This window comes from Bradyrhizobium sp. SSBR45G (assembly GCF_030159255.1).
Classification (GTDB): Bacteria; Pseudomonadota; Alphaproteobacteria; order Rhizobiales; family Xanthobacteraceae; genus Bradyrhizobium.
In genome coordinates this window covers 1-15,058 of record NZ_BSCT01000054.1, presented here as the reverse complement: position 1 = coordinate 15,058, position 15,058 = coordinate 1, and the positions used below count along the sequence as shown (strand labels likewise).

Below are 15,058 nucleotides of genomic sequence, written 5' to 3'. Positions count from 1 at the left end.
ATATATCCGGAGGGCATCGATGTCGGCAAGGAATAATGTGCAAAATACACATATAAGTGAGCAGCTGCGCGTGCTGCACGGGGCGCTGCTCGACATTGTCGCTGTGATGAACCGGCCGCAGCGCGACGAGGTGCTGATCAGGGAAGCCGGCATTGCGCTCGACCGCGCGCTGTTTCCGCTGCTGGTCGGAATCGAGCGATTCGGCCCGATCGGTGTGGTCGAGATGGCGGACCGGGTCGGTCGTGACTACACGACCGTCAGCCGCCAGGTCGCCAAGCTCGAGAGCCTCGGGCTGGTGGCACGCCAGGCCGGCGCCGCGGACCGGCGGGTGCGCGAGGCCGTGATCACGCCGAAGGGCAAGGCCATGACCGACCTCGTCGACGCCGCGCGCGAGCGGATCGGCCGCGCCATCTTCGAAAGCTGGGAGATCCGCGATGTGGATGAGCTGGTGCGGCTGATGCGGAAGTTCGCCGATGCGGTGAAGCAGGAGCCGCCGGCCGGGGCGTGAGGCCGCGTCCGCTTAGCCCGCGTTGCTGTGGAAGTACTCGAAGATTTTCCGCGCGCTTTCCGCGGAGAGGCCAGGCACCTTGCCCAGATCGGCGATCGAGGCGCGCTCGATCTCCTTCAGGGTGCCGAAGTGATGCAGCAAAGCGCGCTTGCGGGACGGGCCGATGCCGGGGATCTCCTGCAGGCCGGCCTCGCGGATGTCCTTCTTGCGCAGCTTGCGGTGCGAGCCGATGACGAACCGATGCGCCTCGTCGCGCAGCCGCTGGATGAAATACAGCACGGGATCGCGCGGCTCAAGCTTGATCGCCTCGCGCTCCGGGATGAACAGCGTCTCGCGGCCGGCGTCGCGATCCGGGCCCTTGGCGACCGACATCAGCGCCACCTTGTCGACGCCGAGCTCGGTGAAGATCTCGCGGACGGCATTGAGCTGGCCGCGGCCGCCGTCGATGATGACGAGATCAGGCCATTGCGGTACGTCGTCCTCCTTCGCCGCGCGGGCGACGTCCTTTTCCGACGGCGCGACCAGCCGCTTGAAGCGGCGCTGCAGCACCTCCTTCATCATCGCGTAGTCGTCGCCGGGCGTCAGCCCCTCCGACTTGATGTTGAACTTGCGGTACTGGTTTTTCATGAAGCCGTCGGGGCCGGCGACGATCATCGCGCCGACCGCGTTGGTGCCCTGGATGTGGCTGTTGTCATAGACCTCGATGCGCTTCGGGACCTGGGGCAGGCCGAGCGTCGCGGTCATCGCCTCGAGCAGCCGGCTCTGCGTCGCGGTGTCCGCGAGCTTGCGCCCCAACGCCTCGCGGGCGTTGGTCAGGGCATGCGTCACCAGGTCCTTCTTCTCGCCGCGCTTCGGCGTGGACACCTCGACCTTGTGCCCGGCCTTGACGCACAGCGCCTCGGCGAGCAGCTCGGCCTCCTCGATCTCGTGCGACAGCAGGATCAGCTTCGGCGGCGGCTTGTCGTCGTAGAACTGGGTGATGAAGGCGGACAGCACCTCCTCCGGCAAATAGCTCTTCTCCGCGCGCGGGAAATAAGCGCGGTTGCCCCAGTTCTGGCCGGTGCGGAAGAAGAACACTTCGACGCAGGAATAGCCGCCCTCCTGGTGGATCGCGAACACGTCGGCCTCCTCGACCGTGCGCGGGTTGATGCCCTGCTGCGACGAGATCGCCGACAGCGCCGCGAGGCGGTCGCGATAGACCGCCGCGGTCTCGAATTCGAGCTCGGTGGACGCCTTCTCCATCTCGGCCGCCAGCAGCGCCTTCACCGCCTGGCTGCGGCCGGACAGGAAGTCGGTCGCCTCGCGCACCAGCTCGGTATAGCCGGGGAAGTCGATCTCCTGGGTGCACGGCCCCGCGCAACGGCGGATCTGATGCAGCAGGCAGGGGCGCGTGCGGCTCTCGAAGAACGAATCGGTGCAGGAGCGGATCAGGAAGGCGCGCTGCAGCGCCGTGATGGTGCGGTTGACCGCGCCGGCCGAGGCGAACGGGCCGAAATAGCGGCCGGGCCGCGACTGCGCGCCGCGATGCTTGAGGATCTGCGGGGCCCAATGGTCGCCGCTGATCAGGATGTAGGGGAAAGATTTGTCGTCGCGCAGCTGCACGTTGAAGCGCGGCTTGAGCTGCTTGATCAGGTTCGCTTCCAGCAGCAGTGCCTCGGTCTCCGTGGTCGTCGAGACGATCTCGACAGTCACGGTGGCCGCGATCATCCGCAGGATGCGCGCCGGCAGCGGCGCGTTGGCGCGGGCATAGGACGACAGGCGCTTTTTGACGTTCTTGGCCTTGCCGACATAGAGCACGTCATGCGCCGCATTCAGCATGCGGTAGACGCCGGGCGAGGTCGGCGCCAGCCGCACCGCGTTCTCGATGGCGGCATGGCCGACCGCCAGTGGACCCTCGCCGACCGCCTCCTGGTTGTCCTCGGGCAGCTCCGGCAGGCGCGCCTCATCGTCCTCATCCGAGGCGGCGGGATCGAGATCGGGCGTCTCGATGGTCTCGGGCGGCAGGTCGGCCGCGGCGCCATGCCGGGATGCGGGCGCCGGCGCCTTGGATGGATCGGAGCTGTGGGTGGTCATGGCTGCAAATTAAGCGCTGGCGCGCGCTCTCGCCAGCATGCGGTGGCGCCCATGCACAGGGCAGGGCGGTAACGCTTCGTTAAGCACATTAATCGACGGGTAACCGGGCTTAACAACCGCTTAACCTAAAACTCTCGATAAATGCTCACGAAAACAGCAGGAGTTCCGTAACCAATCCGGCCCGCGCCGCTTCAGTCGCGCGGCGCATGCTCCGGGTGGCGACGGCAAGTGGCGTGGAGTGAGCGATGAACAGGTTCTTGGTCGGTGCGGCCGCTGCGGCGGGCCTGGGTGCAGCGGCTCTCGGATCGGTGTCGGCGCAGGCGGCCGATCTGAACTATGGGCAGCGGGCGCCTTATACCGTGGCCCAGCCCCTCAACGCCTATAGCTGGGCCGGCCCCTATCTCGGCGGCACGCTGGGCTACGAATGGGGCACGGTCGGCAACAGCCCGACCAAGCCGTCTGGCCTCGTGGGCGGGGTGACGGCCGGCTACAACTGGCAGAACGGCCCGTGGGTGTTCGGCCTCGAGGGCGACATCAACCTGACCGGCGCCAACGACACCTTCGCGCCGTGGAAATTCTCGAACCCGTGGTTCGGCACGATACGCGGCCGTGCCGGCTACGCCTTCAACAACATCCTGTTCTACGGCACCGGCGGTCTCGCGCTCGGTGGCCTGCGGGCCGAGACCTTCGGCCTGTCGGAGTCGCACACCGCAGTGGGATGGACGCTCGGTCTCGGCACCGAGTTCGGGCTGGCGCAGAACTGGACCGCCAAGATCGAGTATCTCTATGTCGATCTCGACAGCAGCAATTTCGTGATCACGGGGGCGAAGAACGACTATCGGTCTGGAATTGTGCGTGCAGGCATCAACTTCCACTTCTGATGGCAAAACGGGATAGGTAGAAGAAACGTCCAACGACAACCTCCCGGCCGCTCGCGCGGCCGGGATTTTTTTCGCGCCGACCAGCGACGTCATGCCATGCGCGAGCGCGCGCATCCGGCACGCACAACGCAAGCAAATGCTCTGCACGCGAGCCGGCTGCGCTGCCGGCAGCTTTCATCTGATGAATTGACGTCGACGCGCCCGCTGCGACCGCCCACGCCAACGGCGTGAGCCTTGCCGAGCAGGCCCGGTTTACGACGACAGGACCAGGTTCACCGCCTTCGGGCCCTTGCCCTTCTTGTCCGGCTCGACCTCGAAGCTGATACGTTGTCCTTCGGTCAGATCCTTCAATCCGGCGCGCTCCACGGCCGTGATGTGCACGAACACGTCGCGTCCACCGTCGTCCGGCTTGATGAAGCCGTAGCCGCGCTCGCCGTTGAAGAACTTGACTGTCCCAGTCATGGCCATCGGGAAACTCCTCCCCCGCAATGCTTCCTCCACTGCGCGCCCGCGCAGCGTCCGACCGGACATCACTTTGATCGGAAAGCGTTGGCCACCTTAACGATCAAGCGCTCGCCACGCCGGACCGTTCGGATCTTGTTAGGCCTTGATCACCCCGCCGCAACCATTCGCGGAAGCGGAACGTAAAGCCAGTCTTACAATCAGACACAATAATACGGTTCCGCGCCGATTGACTACGGCTTTTCGACGAACATCTGCTTCAAGCTTTGGGGATGTCGAGCCGGAAACGCGCGGGGCCGCCCTGGCCGAGCGGTCTGACCAGCTCCGGCAGGATCAGCTTGAGCTCATCATGCAATGTCCAGGGCGGGTTCACGACCAGAAGCCCGGTCGAGGTCAGCGCCTCGCCCTCGACCTGCGGTGCAACACTGAACTCGATGCGCAGCACTTTGCCGGGCGGCTTCACCGCAGCTGCGAGATGTGCGACCCGGTCGGCGAGCTGCTCGGTGGCGCGGCGGCTCTTGGCGGGATACCAGAGCACATAGGTACCGGTCGTCCATTTCGCGAAAGCTGCGGCGAAGCGGTCGGCGAGGCGCTCGAACTCATCCTTTGCCTCGAACGCGGGATCGATCAGCACCATGCCGCGCCGCTCGTTCGGCGGCACGAAGGCGGGCAGGGCGACCCAGCCGTCGAGATCGACGACGCGGGCCTGGGTGTCGCGCCGCAGCGCGTCGATCAGCTGCTTGCGCGGCACGGGCGCCAGCTCGCACAGGGTCATGCGGTCCTGCGGCCGCAACAGCGCCCGCGCAATCAGCGGCGAGCCCGGATAGGCGACCAGTTCGCCCGGCGGATTGAACGGTCGGACGATGTCGAGATAGGGCGCGACCAGCGCGTAGGCCTGGTCCGACAGGCGCGCCTGCAGCAGGCGTGCAATGCCGGTGAGGAACTCGCCGCTGCGCGTGGCCTCGTCGCCGGTGAGATCATAGAGGCCGGCGCCGGCATGGGTGTCGATCACCCGAAAGGCCGCCGGCTTCTCCTGCAGGTAGACCAGGATGCGCGTCAGCACGATGTGCTTGATGATGTCGGCAAAGCCGCCGGCGTGAAAGGCGTGTCGGTAGTTCATGCCGCAGGAGTTACGCCGTTCCGCGCCAAAAGGGTACCCCGTCGATGCGCCGGCCGCGCAAGCGAGCCGACGGCCGCGGCGCTCCCGCAAGCGCCGGCCGGCATGCCGCGCAGCCGCGCGATGCGCGCGGCGCTACCCGCCGCGCAACGGCGGCATGTTGACCTCGTCGCGCCGGCAGGCCTGGCGGTCGACCTCGTCGCAGCTGCGGAATTCGAGATCCTTGGAGAGGCAGATCCGCACCTCGCTCAGCCGGGTGCGGTTGCAGGTCACCGCGATGGCCGAGTTCGTCAGCTTGGGGTTGGCCTTGATGAAGGCGTCCTCGATCGCGGCCGGCGCCAGTGTCTTGGCTTGTGACAGATCGAGGAATTCCTGCGGGATCTTGATCGCGGCGCGCGCCTTGCGGATGGCTTCGAAATAGGCCTTGGCGGACAGGCCGGAGCAGGTGCCGTGCTTGTCCCACTCGTTGTAGATCAGCCCCGGCGCCGGCATCAGGTCGAGCATCGAGGACATGATATTGCGCGGCAGGCGCGGCGACGGCTGCTCGCAATATTCGGGATAGCCGGCCTCGTATTGCGGCCACAGCCCGTGCACGACGAAGGAGTAGGGCCGGCCGCTGCATTGCTGCGAGCGGCTGCCACGGCCGCCGCGCTCCTCGGCCTCGGCGCAGAACGACGGCGACCAGGACAGCGACAGCACGTAGAAGTCGAACGCCCCCGGCGCGTTCTGGCGCCGGTCCTGCGCCTCGGCCGGCGCGACGGCGAGCGCGCCGAGCAGCAGCGCCAAAGAGACGATCGTTGTTGCGAAAAGGGCGGCAGGTCGGCGCAGGCAATCGAACATGGCGAACTCCCCGGACTATGCCAGGAGCCTAGCAGTACTCGGGAACATTTCAAGAACAAAAATAGCTGCCCGAAGGCAGCCACGCGTCTCGCCCGCTCAAGCCGGCGACAATGATCCGGCAAACGCCGTCAAATCAGGGCTTCGCGGCGCGGCAGGCCGGGTTGAAGGCCCAGTTGCGGTCGAGGCCGACGACGCAGAACTCGACGCCCTGGTCATAGCCGGCGAAGCCGCCATCCTCGATGATCGAGTAGTTGAGGGTGCGCGCCTTGCCGTCGCTGATCATGACGCTGCCGGTGCAGAAGCGGCGCGGAATGTTGTCGGACTGCCAGGGGCGGAAGGCGATCTCACGGACGTTGGCGACGCCGGTGATCGTCAGCGACGAATTCCAGAACGTGCTCTCCTTGTCCTGGAACCGGGACACGATGGTCGGAATGGCGGCCTCGCAGGGCGCCACGCGACCTTCATATTTCGGACCCGAGAGCCAGAAATTCATCTCCAGCGGATTGGCCGCATGGGCCGGAGCGGTCATGACGCAAGCGGCGAGCAGCGCGCCGCAGGCGGCGCCGAAAGTCTTGAAAGGTGTGCTGAGGTCGCGCATGGGCCGTCCGAAAGGTCTGATCCGGGAGCGTGGACCGTGCCGCGGCGGCCACAGGAGGTCAAGTGCAACGCGGCAACACTCCACGATTAGTCCTGTTAACGCGAGGCCGGTGTTCTTTTCTTGGCCGGACAGGACCTTTAGGATGGCGAACCAGATCAGGGAGAATGCAATGCCGACGCTTCGGGCCGGATTCGTGAAGACTGCAGGCCTCGTGGCCGTTGGGACGGTGCTGGCCGTCGCATCCGCCCGGGCGGACGTGGTGCCGCCCTTCAAGGGCAACGACACCGGCGGTATCATCGCCTACCAGCTCGCCCAGACCACGGATGCGCGCCAGCTCGCGGTCGACCATTGCGCCTCCTACGGCAAGGTCGCGAAGTTTCGCGCCGTCGATCCCCATTACGGCGGCTACGTCTCGTTCGCCTGCCGCTGGGTGCCGTATGGCTCGGCGCAGCGGCCGCTGCGGACGCTCTACTGAATGAACCGAATCGAGGCCTGACTAAACTAACGCCATGATTCGGCGTCATCGGTCCGCCGATCGACATCAAAGCCGGAACACAATCATGACACGTCAGCGCCTCGTCCTCGGAGTCCTCTGTGGCAGCATCCTGGGCGGGATGGCGGGCGCGGCCTTCGCGCTCGACCTGCCGGTGCGCAAGGCAGGCCTGTGGGAGCTGAAGATGATCCGGTCCGGCGGGCAGCTGCCGGAGATGACGATGCAGCACTGCACCGACGAGACCACCGACAAGGACATGAACAACATGACCTCGCCGATGGCGCAGCAGGCCTGCTCGAAACAGGACATCCAGAAGACCGCGACCGGCTATGTCAGCGATTCCGTCTGCAGTTTCGGCGGCATGAGCACGACCTCGCATGCCGAGATCACCGGTGATTTCAACTCGGCCTACACGGTGAAGACGTCGTCGAAGATCCAGGGCGGCGCCGCAGGCGCCGGCACCAAGGACACCGCCATGACGATCGAGGCCAAATGGCTCGGCGCCTGCAAGCCCGACCAGAAGCCCGGCGACATCGTCATGCCCGGCGGCATGAAGATGAACGTCAAGGACATGGCCAAGCTGAAGAACCTGATCCCGGGCGTGAAGCAGTAGTTGTTGCCGCAGTGACGGTGCGCTCCCCTCCCCCTTGCGGGGAGGGGTCGGGGGTGGGGGTCTCCGGACGCGGAGCGTCGTGGGGAGCCCGTTCTGTATTGGCTATCTCTCACCGACGGCAGGCATGCGACGCGCCGGCGGCTGCCTCTTTCTCATTGAAAGCGGGACTCGTGGACCCCCACCCCGACCCCTCCCCGCAAGGGGGAGGGGAGTGCACCGTCAGCTGGTGATATCTCGAGTCAAATTGGCGCGTTGCGCGCCGCCTACACCGGAATCCGCACGCTCGCCCGCAAACCGCCCATCGGGCTGTCGCCCAGCGTGATGTCGCCGCCGTGGGAGCGGGCGATGTCGCGGGCGATGGCGAGGCCCAATCCGGTGCCGCCCTCGTCCTGGTTGCGTGCATCGTCGAGACGCAGGAACGGCTTGAACACTTCCTCGCGCATGGTGGCCGGAATGCCCGGGCCGTCATCGTCGACGGTGATCGTCAGATAGCGGTGGTCGCGATGGCCGGTGATGGCGATCGCGTCGGCGTGGCGTGCGGCGTTGGAGACGAGGTTGCCGAGGCAGCGCTTCAGCGCCTGCGGCTTCACCGTGACCACCGGCAGGCCGTGGAACGACACCGTGGCGGAATGGCCGTTGCGCTCGGCGTCGCTGCGCAGCTCCTCGAGCGCGTTGGAGATGTCGGTCGGCTGTGCGATCTCGCCATTGTCGCCGCGCGCAAACGCCAGATAGTCCTCCAGCATGTGCGACATCTCGTCGACGTCCTTGCGCATGGCGTCGATCTCGGGGCTGTCGCCGAGCAGCGCCAGCTCGAGCTTGAAGCGTGTGAGGATGGTGCGCAAATCGTGGCTGACGCCGGCCAGCATCGCCGTGCGCTGCTCCAGCGTGCGCTCGATGCGCGCCTTCATCTCCAGGAAGGCGTGAGCCGCGCGCCGCACCTCGCGCGCGCCGCGCGGCCGGAAGTTCGGCACCTCGCGGCCCTTGCCGAAGCTCTCGGCGGCGTCGGCGAGCCGCAGGATCGGCTTGATCTGGTTGCGCAGGAACAGCACCGACACGATCAGCAGGATCGAGGAGGTGCCGACCATCCAGAACAGGAAGATGTCGGTGTTCGACGCATAGGCGGCGCCGCGCTGGGCGAACACGCGCATCACGGCGTCATCCAGCGCGATGCGGATCTCCACGAGATTGGAGCGGCCGACGGTGTCGATCCAGAACGGGCGGCTGATCTGGCGTCCGATCTGGCTCGACAGCGACTGGTCGAGCAGGTTGAAGAACGGCTTCGGTCCGGGCGGCGGCATGTCGCCCGCGGGGAGGAAGTCGACCACGAGGTTGAGCCGCTGCTGCGCGATCCGGCGCAGCATGGTGCGGTCCTTGTCCTGCGGATAACCCTTGTAGATGTCGATCAGCGCGGCGACGTCCTGCACGACGGCAGCGGACAGGCGCCGCGTCACCGTGTTCCAGTGCCGCTCCATGAACACGCCGGCGACCACCGTCTGAAGGATCACCATCGGCACGATCATGATCAGCAGCGCGCGCGCATAGAGCCCGGTCGGCATCCAGCCCTTGAAGGCATTGCCGACCACGCTGTTGACCCGCGACACGCGGCGGGATGCGGTGCGGATGAGGGTGAGGCCGGTGTCGAGCGTGCTCATGATCGAGGAGCGCTTTGTTGTTGCGCGATCGCGAGCGGCATACTCGCTGTACCCTCTCCCCTTGCGGGAGAGGGTGGTTTCGAACGAAGTTCGAAACCGGGTGAGGGGTATGCCTCCGCGATCTCGTCTGCGGAGACAGACCCCTCACCCGGCTCGCATTTCGCTCCGCTCATGCGAGCCACCCTCTCCCACAAGGGGAGAGGGTGCACCGAGTGTGCCGAAGGGCTATCGCATTTGACGTTCGCAGTTTTGCGCTCGTCCTTTTCCACGTCGTCATGGCCGGGCTTGTCCCGGCCATCCACGTCGTTCGGCATGCTGGGGACCGCGTGGATGCCCGGGACAAGCCCGGGCATGACGGAGTAACAAATGGGCAGGATCGTTCGCGCGTACGGCTGCGCATCTCCATATGCGATAACCGTGGACCGTGCCGGGAGAGCTCCATACGCCTCAGCCTTCGAGAGAGGCGGACTCGCATGATCGCTGCGGGAGAAAACGGCGCGCGTCATGTCAGAGCAGGTTTTCATTTTCAACCCGAAATCATCAGCCGATAGCCGATGCCGCGCACGGCCTGGAGGAACAGCGGGTTGGCTGGATCGCTCTCGAGCTTGCGGCGGAGGCGGTTGATCTGGACGTCGACGGCGCGCTCGTTGACGGTGCCGTTGCCGGTCAGCGCGCCGCGCGGCACGGTCTCGCCGCGGGCATTGGCGAGGATGCGCAGCATCTCGCGCTCGCGGTCGGTGAGGTGGACGATCTCCTCACCCTGCTTCAACTCGCCGCGCGCCAGATGATAGACGAACGGCCCGAACGCGATCTGCTCGATGACCTCCTCCGCCGGCGGCGGCGCGGCGCGCTTGAGGATGTTGCCGATGCGCAGCGCGAGCTCGCGTGGCTCGAACGGCTTGGCGACATAGTCGTCGGCGCCGAGCTGCAGGCCCTCGATGCGGCTGTCCGGCTCGGACCGCGCCGTCAGCATCACGATCGGCACTGAGGATTGCGTGCGGATGAAGCGGGCGAGATCGAAGCCGCTTTCGCCGGGCATCATGACGTCGAGGATCAGCAGATCGAAATGCAGGCCCGTCAGCTTGGCGCGGGCATCGCTCGCGCTCGCTGCGGTCGTCACGCGGTAGCCTTCACCGCGCAGGAAGCGCGACAGGAGATCGCGGATGCGGCGGTCGTCGTCGACGAGCAGGAGATGCGGCGCGTCGTCGGCCGGCGTCTGCTGATGATGCGGGGCGATGGCAGCGATCGTCACGGTCACTCCTTGGCAGCGGCGACAGGCGTCCTGAAAATGGCTTCCAGCACCTTGTCCGGATCATCGCGATCGATCATCGCGCGCAGGAATTGCCGGACCTTCTCGGCGCCGGCCGGTCCGACCTGCTCCAGCGCGCGGTCGATGCGCCGTGTCTGCAGTCCGGCCAGCTTGGCCACCAGCGCCTCGCCCTTGGGCGTGGCGAAAAGAAGGCGCTGCCTCCGATCATTGTTGCCGGTCTTCTGCACGATGTAGCCCTCGTCGAGCAGCTGCTTCAGCACGCGTCCGAGCGACTGCTTGGTGATGCGCAGCACGTCGAGAAGATCGGCGACCTTCAGGCCGGGATAGCGTGTGACGAAATGCATCACGCGATGGTGCGCGCGGCCGAAGCCGAACGCCTCCAGCTCGTGGTCGGCATCGCCGACGAAATCGCGGTAGGCGAAGAACAGGAGCTCGATGATGTCCCAGCGCAGCGGCTCGCCATCGGCGGCCGTCGCGGGCTCAGCCGCCCGCAGCTCAGGGCTCAACGTCGGAGACGAGAAATTTATGTCAGCCATATTGACGTTTCTGCGGTTCAATGTTACAAAACAATCGCCCACTACGAAATTTTAGATCGTTTCAGAGGCGGGCAATGGTCTCAGGGCGTGTCCGAACGGGGCCGTCAGCAACCCGGACGGGCAACCTGGGCCACGCAGCGAACAACCGTGTGATGTCGAGCGGCATTTCGGCAAACCATACTGGACTTCCGCCGGGCGCAAAAGCATGTCCTGTGGTGGCACGCTTGCCCGGCGACTGGCTGAAAGGCCGGTCGCGGCAGGTCTGAAAATTCAAAAGCCGACTGGTCCGATGGGGCGGGTCGGCGCCAGAACTCGCACATGGCGATCAAGCGGGGGAAGCAAGGACATGACTTTGACATTCGACATTAGGCCTTCGACGAACCCGACCTCCGACCAGGAGCGCGCGGCCAAGCTCGCCAACCCCGGCTTCGGCCGGGTGTTCACCGATCACATGGCCGTGGTCCAGTACAGCCAGGACAAGGGCTGGCACAGCGCGCGCGTCGAATCCCGCGCCAACTTCCCGCTCGATCCGGCGGCCGCCGTGCTGCATTACGCGCAGGAGATCTTCGAGGGCCTGAAGGCCTACAAGCGCGACGATGGCGGCGTGAACCTGTTCCGCCCCGACGCCAACGCCAAGCGCTTCTGGAACTCGGCCGAGCGCATGGCGATGGCGCAGCTGCCGCCGGAGGTTTTCATCGAGGCGGTCGAGCGGCTCGTTCAAATCGATCGCGCCTGGATCCCGGGCGGCGAGGGCAGCCTCTATCTGCGCCCGTTCATGATCGCCAACGAGGTGTTCCTCGGGGTGAAGCCTTCGGCGGAATACATCTTCGCGGTCATCGCCTCGCCGGTCGGCTCCTATTTCAAGGGCGGCCCAGCGCCGGTCTCGATCTGGGTGTCGGAGAACTACACTCGCGCCGCGGTCGGCGGCACCGGCGGCGTCAAATGCGGCGGCAATTATGCGGCGAGCCTCAAGGCGCAGGCCGAGGCGATCGCGCAGGGCTGCGACCAGGTCGTGTTCCTGGACGCGATCGAGCGCCGCTATGTCGAGGAGCTCGGCGGCATGAACGTGTTCTTCGTGTTCGCCGACGGCTCGCTGTCGACGCCGCCGCTTGGCACCATCCTGCCGGGCATTACGCGGGACTCGATCATCAAGCTGGCGCGCGATGCCGGCCGGGAGGTGCGCGAGGAGCTGTATTCGATCGACCAGTGGCGCGCCGATGCCGCGAGCGGCAAGTTGAAGGAGGCGTTCGCCTGCGGCACCGCCGCCGTCATCTCGCCGATCGGCAAGGTGCGCTCGGCGAGCGGCGACGTCCTGATCAACGGCGGCGAGGCCGGCCCCGTCGCCATGGGCCTGCGCAAGCAGCTGGTCGACATCCAGTACGGCCGAGCTGCGGATCCGCACAATTGGATCCGGGATGTGAAGTAGAGGACAGGGCTCGCTTACGCTCTGCAGGTTCTCGGCACAGTCTGGCCGCGCTGACGCTGCGCTCCCCTCCCCCTTGCGGGGAGGGGTCGGGGGTGGGGGTCCCAGCAAAGACTTCCCGTGTGGACCCCCCACCCCGACCCTCCCCCGCAAGGGGGGAGGGAGTGCACCGCATGCGCGGCGAGCGCTTGGCTCTCACTGAGATGTGTGAGCAATGCCACGCGCCAGCGCCAGCCCCGCCCTTCGGGTTGCCGCACCCCGCCCCGGCTGCTACCAACCCAAGCAACGCATTCCATCCCGTAGGGTGGGCAAAGGGCCGCGCAGCGGACCGTGCCCACCGCTGCGACGTCATCCGCCAATGGTGGGCACGCTGCGCTTTGCCCACCCTACGCATCGAGTCCCATGTCCGACAAACCGAAGAAACCCCAGAAGCTGAAGGCGCGGCTGCCGCGCGGGCTGGAGGATCGCGGCCCGGCCGCGATCGCCGCCACGCGCGAGATGGTCGAGAAGATCCGCGCCGTCTACGAGCGCTACGGCTTCGAGCCGGTGGAGACGCCGGCGTTCGAATACACCGACGCGCTCGGCAAATTCCTGCCCGACCAGGACCGTCCCAACGAGGGCGTGTTCTCGTTCCAGGACGATGACGAGCAGTGGATCTCGCTGCGCTACGACCTCACCGCGCCGCTGGCGCGCTATGTCGGCGAGCGCTACGGCACCGATGGCCTGGTGCTGCCCTATCGCAGCTACCGCTCGGGCTACGTGTTCCGCAACGAGAAGCCGGGACCAGGCCGCTTCCGCCAGTTCATGCAGTTCGACGCCGACACCGTCGGCTCCGCATCGCCGGCGGCGGATGCCGAGATGTGCATGATGGCGGCCGACACGATGGAGGCGCTGGGCATTGCGCGCGGCGACTACGCGATCAAGGTCAACAATCGCAAGGTGCTCGACGGCGTGATGGAGTCGATCGGCCTCGGGGGTGACGAGAATTTCGGCCGCCGGCTGATCGTGCTGCGCGCGATCGACAAGCTCGATCGTCTCGGCGAGCGCGGCGTGCGCGAGTTGCTCGGACCGGGCCGCAAGGACGAGAGCGGCGACTTCACCAAGGGCGCCGGACTCGACGAGACGCAGATCAAGAAGATCGAGACCTTCGTCAACGCGCGCACGCTGGTCGCGCCGCCGACGCTCGCTTATGCCGGCGACAAGGACGTCGCGCAGCGCCTCGTCGGTGATCCCGACCGGAAAGAGAGCGAGTACGACATCGCTCGCCGTATCGCCGACATGCTGCGCGAGACCTTTGCCGACTCGAAGCTCGCGATCGATGGCTTGAACGAGCTGGTCGAAATCGCGCGCCTGGTCGATGCCGCCGGCTATCAAAGCCAGATCGCGGTCGATCCGTCGGTCGTGCGCGGGCTCGAATACTACACGGGGCCAGTGTTCGAGGCGCAGCTCCTGGCCGAAATTCCGAACGAGAAGGGCCAGCCGGTGGTGTTCGGCTCGGTCGGCGGCGGCGGGCGTTATGACGGTCTCGTCTCGCGCTTCCGCGGCGAGCCGGTGCCGGCGACGGGTTTCTCCATCGGCGTCTCGCGGCTGCAGGCGGCGCTGACCTTGCTCGGCAAGCTCGATACGAAGCCGGCGTTCGGGCCTGTCGTCGTCACGGTGTTCGATCGCGAGCGCGTCGCGGACTATCAGAAGATGGTCTCGACCCTGCGCAGTCACGGCATCCGTGCCGAGCTCTATCTCGGCAATCCGAAGAACATGGGCAACCAGCTCAAATATGCCGACCGCCGCAACGCGCCCTGCGTGATCATCCAGGGCTCGGACGAAAAGGCGCGCGGCGAGGTGCAGATCAAGGACCTGATCGAGGGCGCCAAGGCGGCGGCCGCGATCGCCTCCAACCAGGAATGGCGCGAGAGCCGTCCGGCGCAGGTCTCCGCCAAGGAGGACGAACTCGTCGCCGCCGTCCGCGAGGTGCTCGCGCGCCACGACGTGAGCTGGGGATAGGGGATTCGTCACGCGCGGGCGTGACCCGCGCATCCGTCACGTCAAACGACATCGTCGATTTTGGTACGTCATTGCGAGCGAAGCGAAGCAATCCAGGGCGAAGAAGAACGACCTTTCGGAGCAACCCTGGATCGCTTCGTCGCTTCGCTCCTCGCGATGACGAACTCATTGATACCCGACTTGCTCAGGAGCGGGCTGATGCTCCTAGGCAATTTGGGCAAACTGATCGAGCCTTTGAGAACTTCGTCGTGGGAACGACGGTAAATGGGAAGGAGCAAAAAATGCCCGAGATCACCATCAACATGGCCGCCGGCCGGACCGACGAGCAGAAGACCAACATGATGCGAGACATCAGCAAGGCGCTGGTGACGCATCTCGGCGTCGACCCCGAGGCCGTCGTCATCCAGATCAACGAGGCGCCGCTGGCGCACAAGATGAAGGGCGGCAAGACCTTCGTCGAGCGCGCGGCCGAGCAGAAGAAGTAGTTGATCGCCGTTACGCCGAAGCGAAGCCAATAGCATCTGTTTCGATCACCACCGCTGTCGTCCCGGCGAAAGCCCATAGGCGCTAAGATAGTTTTAGCATCATTTG

Annotated in this window: 15 protein-coding genes; 7 read left to right on the top strand and 8 right to left on the bottom strand. The window is 66.0% G+C overall.

From position 1 onward, the window contains the following. Window positions 1-19: 19 nt before the first annotated feature. Window positions 20-508, top strand: coding sequence for a MarR family winged helix-turn-helix transcriptional regulator (locus QQL87_RS35000; protein WP_284423649.1), 489 nt, complete (start codon window positions 20-22; stop codon window positions 506-508). A 12-nt stretch (window positions 509-520) separates the two neighbouring features. Here the strand turns inward: QQL87_RS35000 and uvrC are convergent, their stop codons facing one another. Then, window positions 521-2,581 carry an excinuclease ABC subunit UvrC gene (gene uvrC / locus QQL87_RS34995; RefSeq protein WP_284423648.1) on the bottom strand — a complete coding sequence of 687 codons (2,061 nt, stop codon included), beginning with the start codon at window positions 2,579-2,581 and terminating at the stop codon, window positions 521-523. Between the two features lie 245 nt (window positions 2,582-2,826). Between uvrC and QQL87_RS34990 the strand changes: the two genes are divergently transcribed. Next, the gene (locus QQL87_RS34990) at window positions 2,827-3,462 is read left to right on the top strand and encodes an outer membrane protein (protein ID WP_284423647.1); all 636 of its coding nucleotides are present in this window, start codon (window positions 2,827-2,829) and stop codon (window positions 3,460-3,462) included. Between the two features lie 252 nt (window positions 3,463-3,714). Here the strand turns inward: QQL87_RS34990 and QQL87_RS34985 are convergent, their stop codons facing one another. From QQL87_RS34985 to QQL87_RS34970, 4 genes are all read right to left on the bottom strand, one after another. After that, the gene (locus tag QQL87_RS34985) at window positions 3,715-3,930 is read right to left on the bottom strand and encodes a cold-shock protein (RefSeq protein ID WP_006612991.1); all 216 of its coding nucleotides are present in this window, start codon (window positions 3,928-3,930) and stop codon (window positions 3,715-3,717) included. Between the two features lie 253 nt (window positions 3,931-4,183). Further along, complete coding sequence (locus QQL87_RS34980) at window positions 4,184-5,044, bottom strand: 23S rRNA (adenine(2030)-N(6))-methyltransferase RlmJ (protein ID WP_284423646.1); 861 nt, start codon at window positions 5,042-5,044, stop codon at window positions 4,184-4,186. Between the two features lie 132 nt (window positions 5,045-5,176). Next, window positions 5,177-5,881 (bottom strand): ribonuclease T2 family protein, encoded by a 705-nt coding sequence (locus QQL87_RS34975; protein WP_284423645.1) that lies wholly within the window; start codon window positions 5,879-5,881, stop codon window positions 5,177-5,179. 133 nt (window positions 5,882-6,014) lie between these two features. Beyond that, the gene (locus tag QQL87_RS34970; protein WP_284423644.1) at window positions 6,015-6,479 is read right to left on the bottom strand and encodes a hypothetical protein; all 465 of its coding nucleotides are present in this window, start codon (window positions 6,477-6,479) and stop codon (window positions 6,015-6,017) included. Window positions 6,480-6,648: 169 nt separating this feature from the next. On the opposite strand from QQL87_RS34970, the gene QQL87_RS34965 reads away from it, so the two are divergent. Further along, window positions 6,649-6,954, top strand: a complete 306-nt coding sequence (locus QQL87_RS34965) for a hypothetical protein (RefSeq protein WP_284423643.1) — start codon at window positions 6,649-6,651, stop codon at window positions 6,952-6,954. An 85-nt stretch (window positions 6,955-7,039) separates the two neighbouring features. Continuing rightward, entirely contained in the window at window positions 7,040-7,585 is a 546-nt protein-coding gene (locus QQL87_RS34960; protein WP_284423642.1) for a DUF3617 domain-containing protein, read from the top strand. Between the two features lie 263 nt (window positions 7,586-7,848). On the opposite strand, the gene QQL87_RS34955 is transcribed toward QQL87_RS34960, so the two are convergent. From QQL87_RS34955 to QQL87_RS34945, 3 genes are all read right to left on the bottom strand, one after another. After that, on the bottom strand, window positions 7,849-9,237 hold the full coding sequence (locus tag QQL87_RS34955) for an ATP-binding protein (RefSeq protein WP_284423641.1): 1,389 nt from the start codon (window positions 9,235-9,237) through the stop codon (window positions 7,849-7,851). A gap of 526 nt (window positions 9,238-9,763) precedes the next feature. Next, window positions 9,764-10,495 carry a response regulator gene (locus QQL87_RS34950; protein WP_284423640.1) on the bottom strand — a complete coding sequence of 244 codons (732 nt, stop codon included), beginning with the start codon at window positions 10,493-10,495 and terminating at the stop codon, window positions 9,764-9,766. Beyond that, on the bottom strand, window positions 10,492-11,043 hold the full coding sequence (locus QQL87_RS34945) for a MarR family winged helix-turn-helix transcriptional regulator (protein ID WP_284423639.1): 552 nt from the start codon (window positions 11,041-11,043) through the stop codon (window positions 10,492-10,494). Before QQL87_RS34945 ends, QQL87_RS34950 begins: the two co-directional genes overlap by 4 nt. Before the next feature lie 346 nt (window positions 11,044-11,389). Here QQL87_RS34945 and QQL87_RS34940 point away from each other — a divergent pair, with 346 nt between their 5' ends. From QQL87_RS34940 to QQL87_RS34930, 3 genes are all read left to right on the top strand, one after another. Then, a complete protein-coding gene (locus QQL87_RS34940) occupies window positions 11,390-12,469 on the top strand; it encodes a branched-chain amino acid aminotransferase (RefSeq protein WP_284423638.1) in 1,080 nt (359 codons plus the stop codon). Window positions 12,470-12,868: 399 nt separating this feature from the next. Then, the gene (gene hisS, locus QQL87_RS34935) at window positions 12,869-14,467 is read left to right on the top strand and encodes a histidine--tRNA ligase (protein WP_284423637.1); all 1,599 of its coding nucleotides are present in this window, start codon (window positions 12,869-12,871) and stop codon (window positions 14,465-14,467) included. Beyond that, window positions 14,368-14,952 (top strand): tautomerase family protein, encoded by a 585-nt coding sequence (locus QQL87_RS34930; protein WP_284423636.1) that lies wholly within the window; start codon window positions 14,368-14,370, stop codon window positions 14,950-14,952. The genes hisS and QQL87_RS34930 overlap by 100 nt, the downstream gene beginning before the upstream one ends. The last annotated feature ends 106 nt before the right edge of the window (window positions 14,953-15,058 follow it).

What these genes read in the sequence shown, in the direction of transcription:
- QQL87_RS35000 (WP_284423649.1), top strand. Translation starts at nt 20, where the DNA reads ATGTCGGCAAGGAATAATGTGCAAAATACACATATAAGTGAGCAGCTG.
- QQL87_RS34945 (WP_284423639.1), bottom strand. Translation starts at nt 11,043, where the DNA reads ATGGCTGACATAAATTTCTCGTCTCCGACGTTGAGCCCTGAGCTGCGG.
- QQL87_RS34940 (WP_284423638.1), top strand. Translation starts at nt 11,390, where the DNA reads ATGACTTTGACATTCGACATTAGGCCTTCGACGAACCCGACCTCCGAC.
- hisS (WP_284423637.1), top strand. Translation starts at nt 12,869, where the DNA reads ATGTCCGACAAACCGAAGAAACCCCAGAAGCTGAAGGCGCGGCTGCCG.
- QQL87_RS34965 (WP_284423643.1), top strand. Translation starts at nt 6,649, where the DNA reads ATGCCGACGCTTCGGGCCGGATTCGTGAAGACTGCAGGCCTCGTGGCC.
- QQL87_RS34985 (WP_006612991.1), bottom strand. Translation starts at nt 3,930, where the DNA reads ATGGCCATGACTGGGACAGTCAAGTTCTTCAACGGCGAGCGCGGCTAC.
- QQL87_RS34990 (WP_284423647.1), top strand. Translation starts at nt 2,827, where the DNA reads ATGAACAGGTTCTTGGTCGGTGCGGCCGCTGCGGCGGGCCTGGGTGCA.
- QQL87_RS34970 (WP_284423644.1), bottom strand. Translation starts at nt 6,479, where the DNA reads ATGCGCGACCTCAGCACACCTTTCAAGACTTTCGGCGCCGCCTGCGGC.
- QQL87_RS34960 (WP_284423642.1), top strand. Translation starts at nt 7,040, where the DNA reads ATGACACGTCAGCGCCTCGTCCTCGGAGTCCTCTGTGGCAGCATCCTG.
- QQL87_RS34980 (WP_284423646.1), bottom strand. Translation starts at nt 5,044, where the DNA reads ATGAACTACCGACACGCCTTTCACGCCGGCGGCTTTGCCGACATCATC.
- uvrC (WP_284423648.1), bottom strand. Translation starts at nt 2,581, where the DNA reads ATGACCACCCACAGCTCCGATCCATCCAAGGCGCCGGCGCCCGCATCC.
- QQL87_RS34930 (WP_284423636.1), top strand. Translation starts at nt 14,368, where the DNA reads ATGGCGCGAGAGCCGTCCGGCGCAGGTCTCCGCCAAGGAGGACGAACT.
- QQL87_RS34955 (WP_284423641.1), bottom strand. Translation starts at nt 9,237, where the DNA reads ATGAGCACGCTCGACACCGGCCTCACCCTCATCCGCACCGCATCCCGC.
- QQL87_RS34975 (WP_284423645.1), bottom strand. Translation starts at nt 5,881, where the DNA reads ATGTTCGATTGCCTGCGCCGACCTGCCGCCCTTTTCGCAACAACGATC.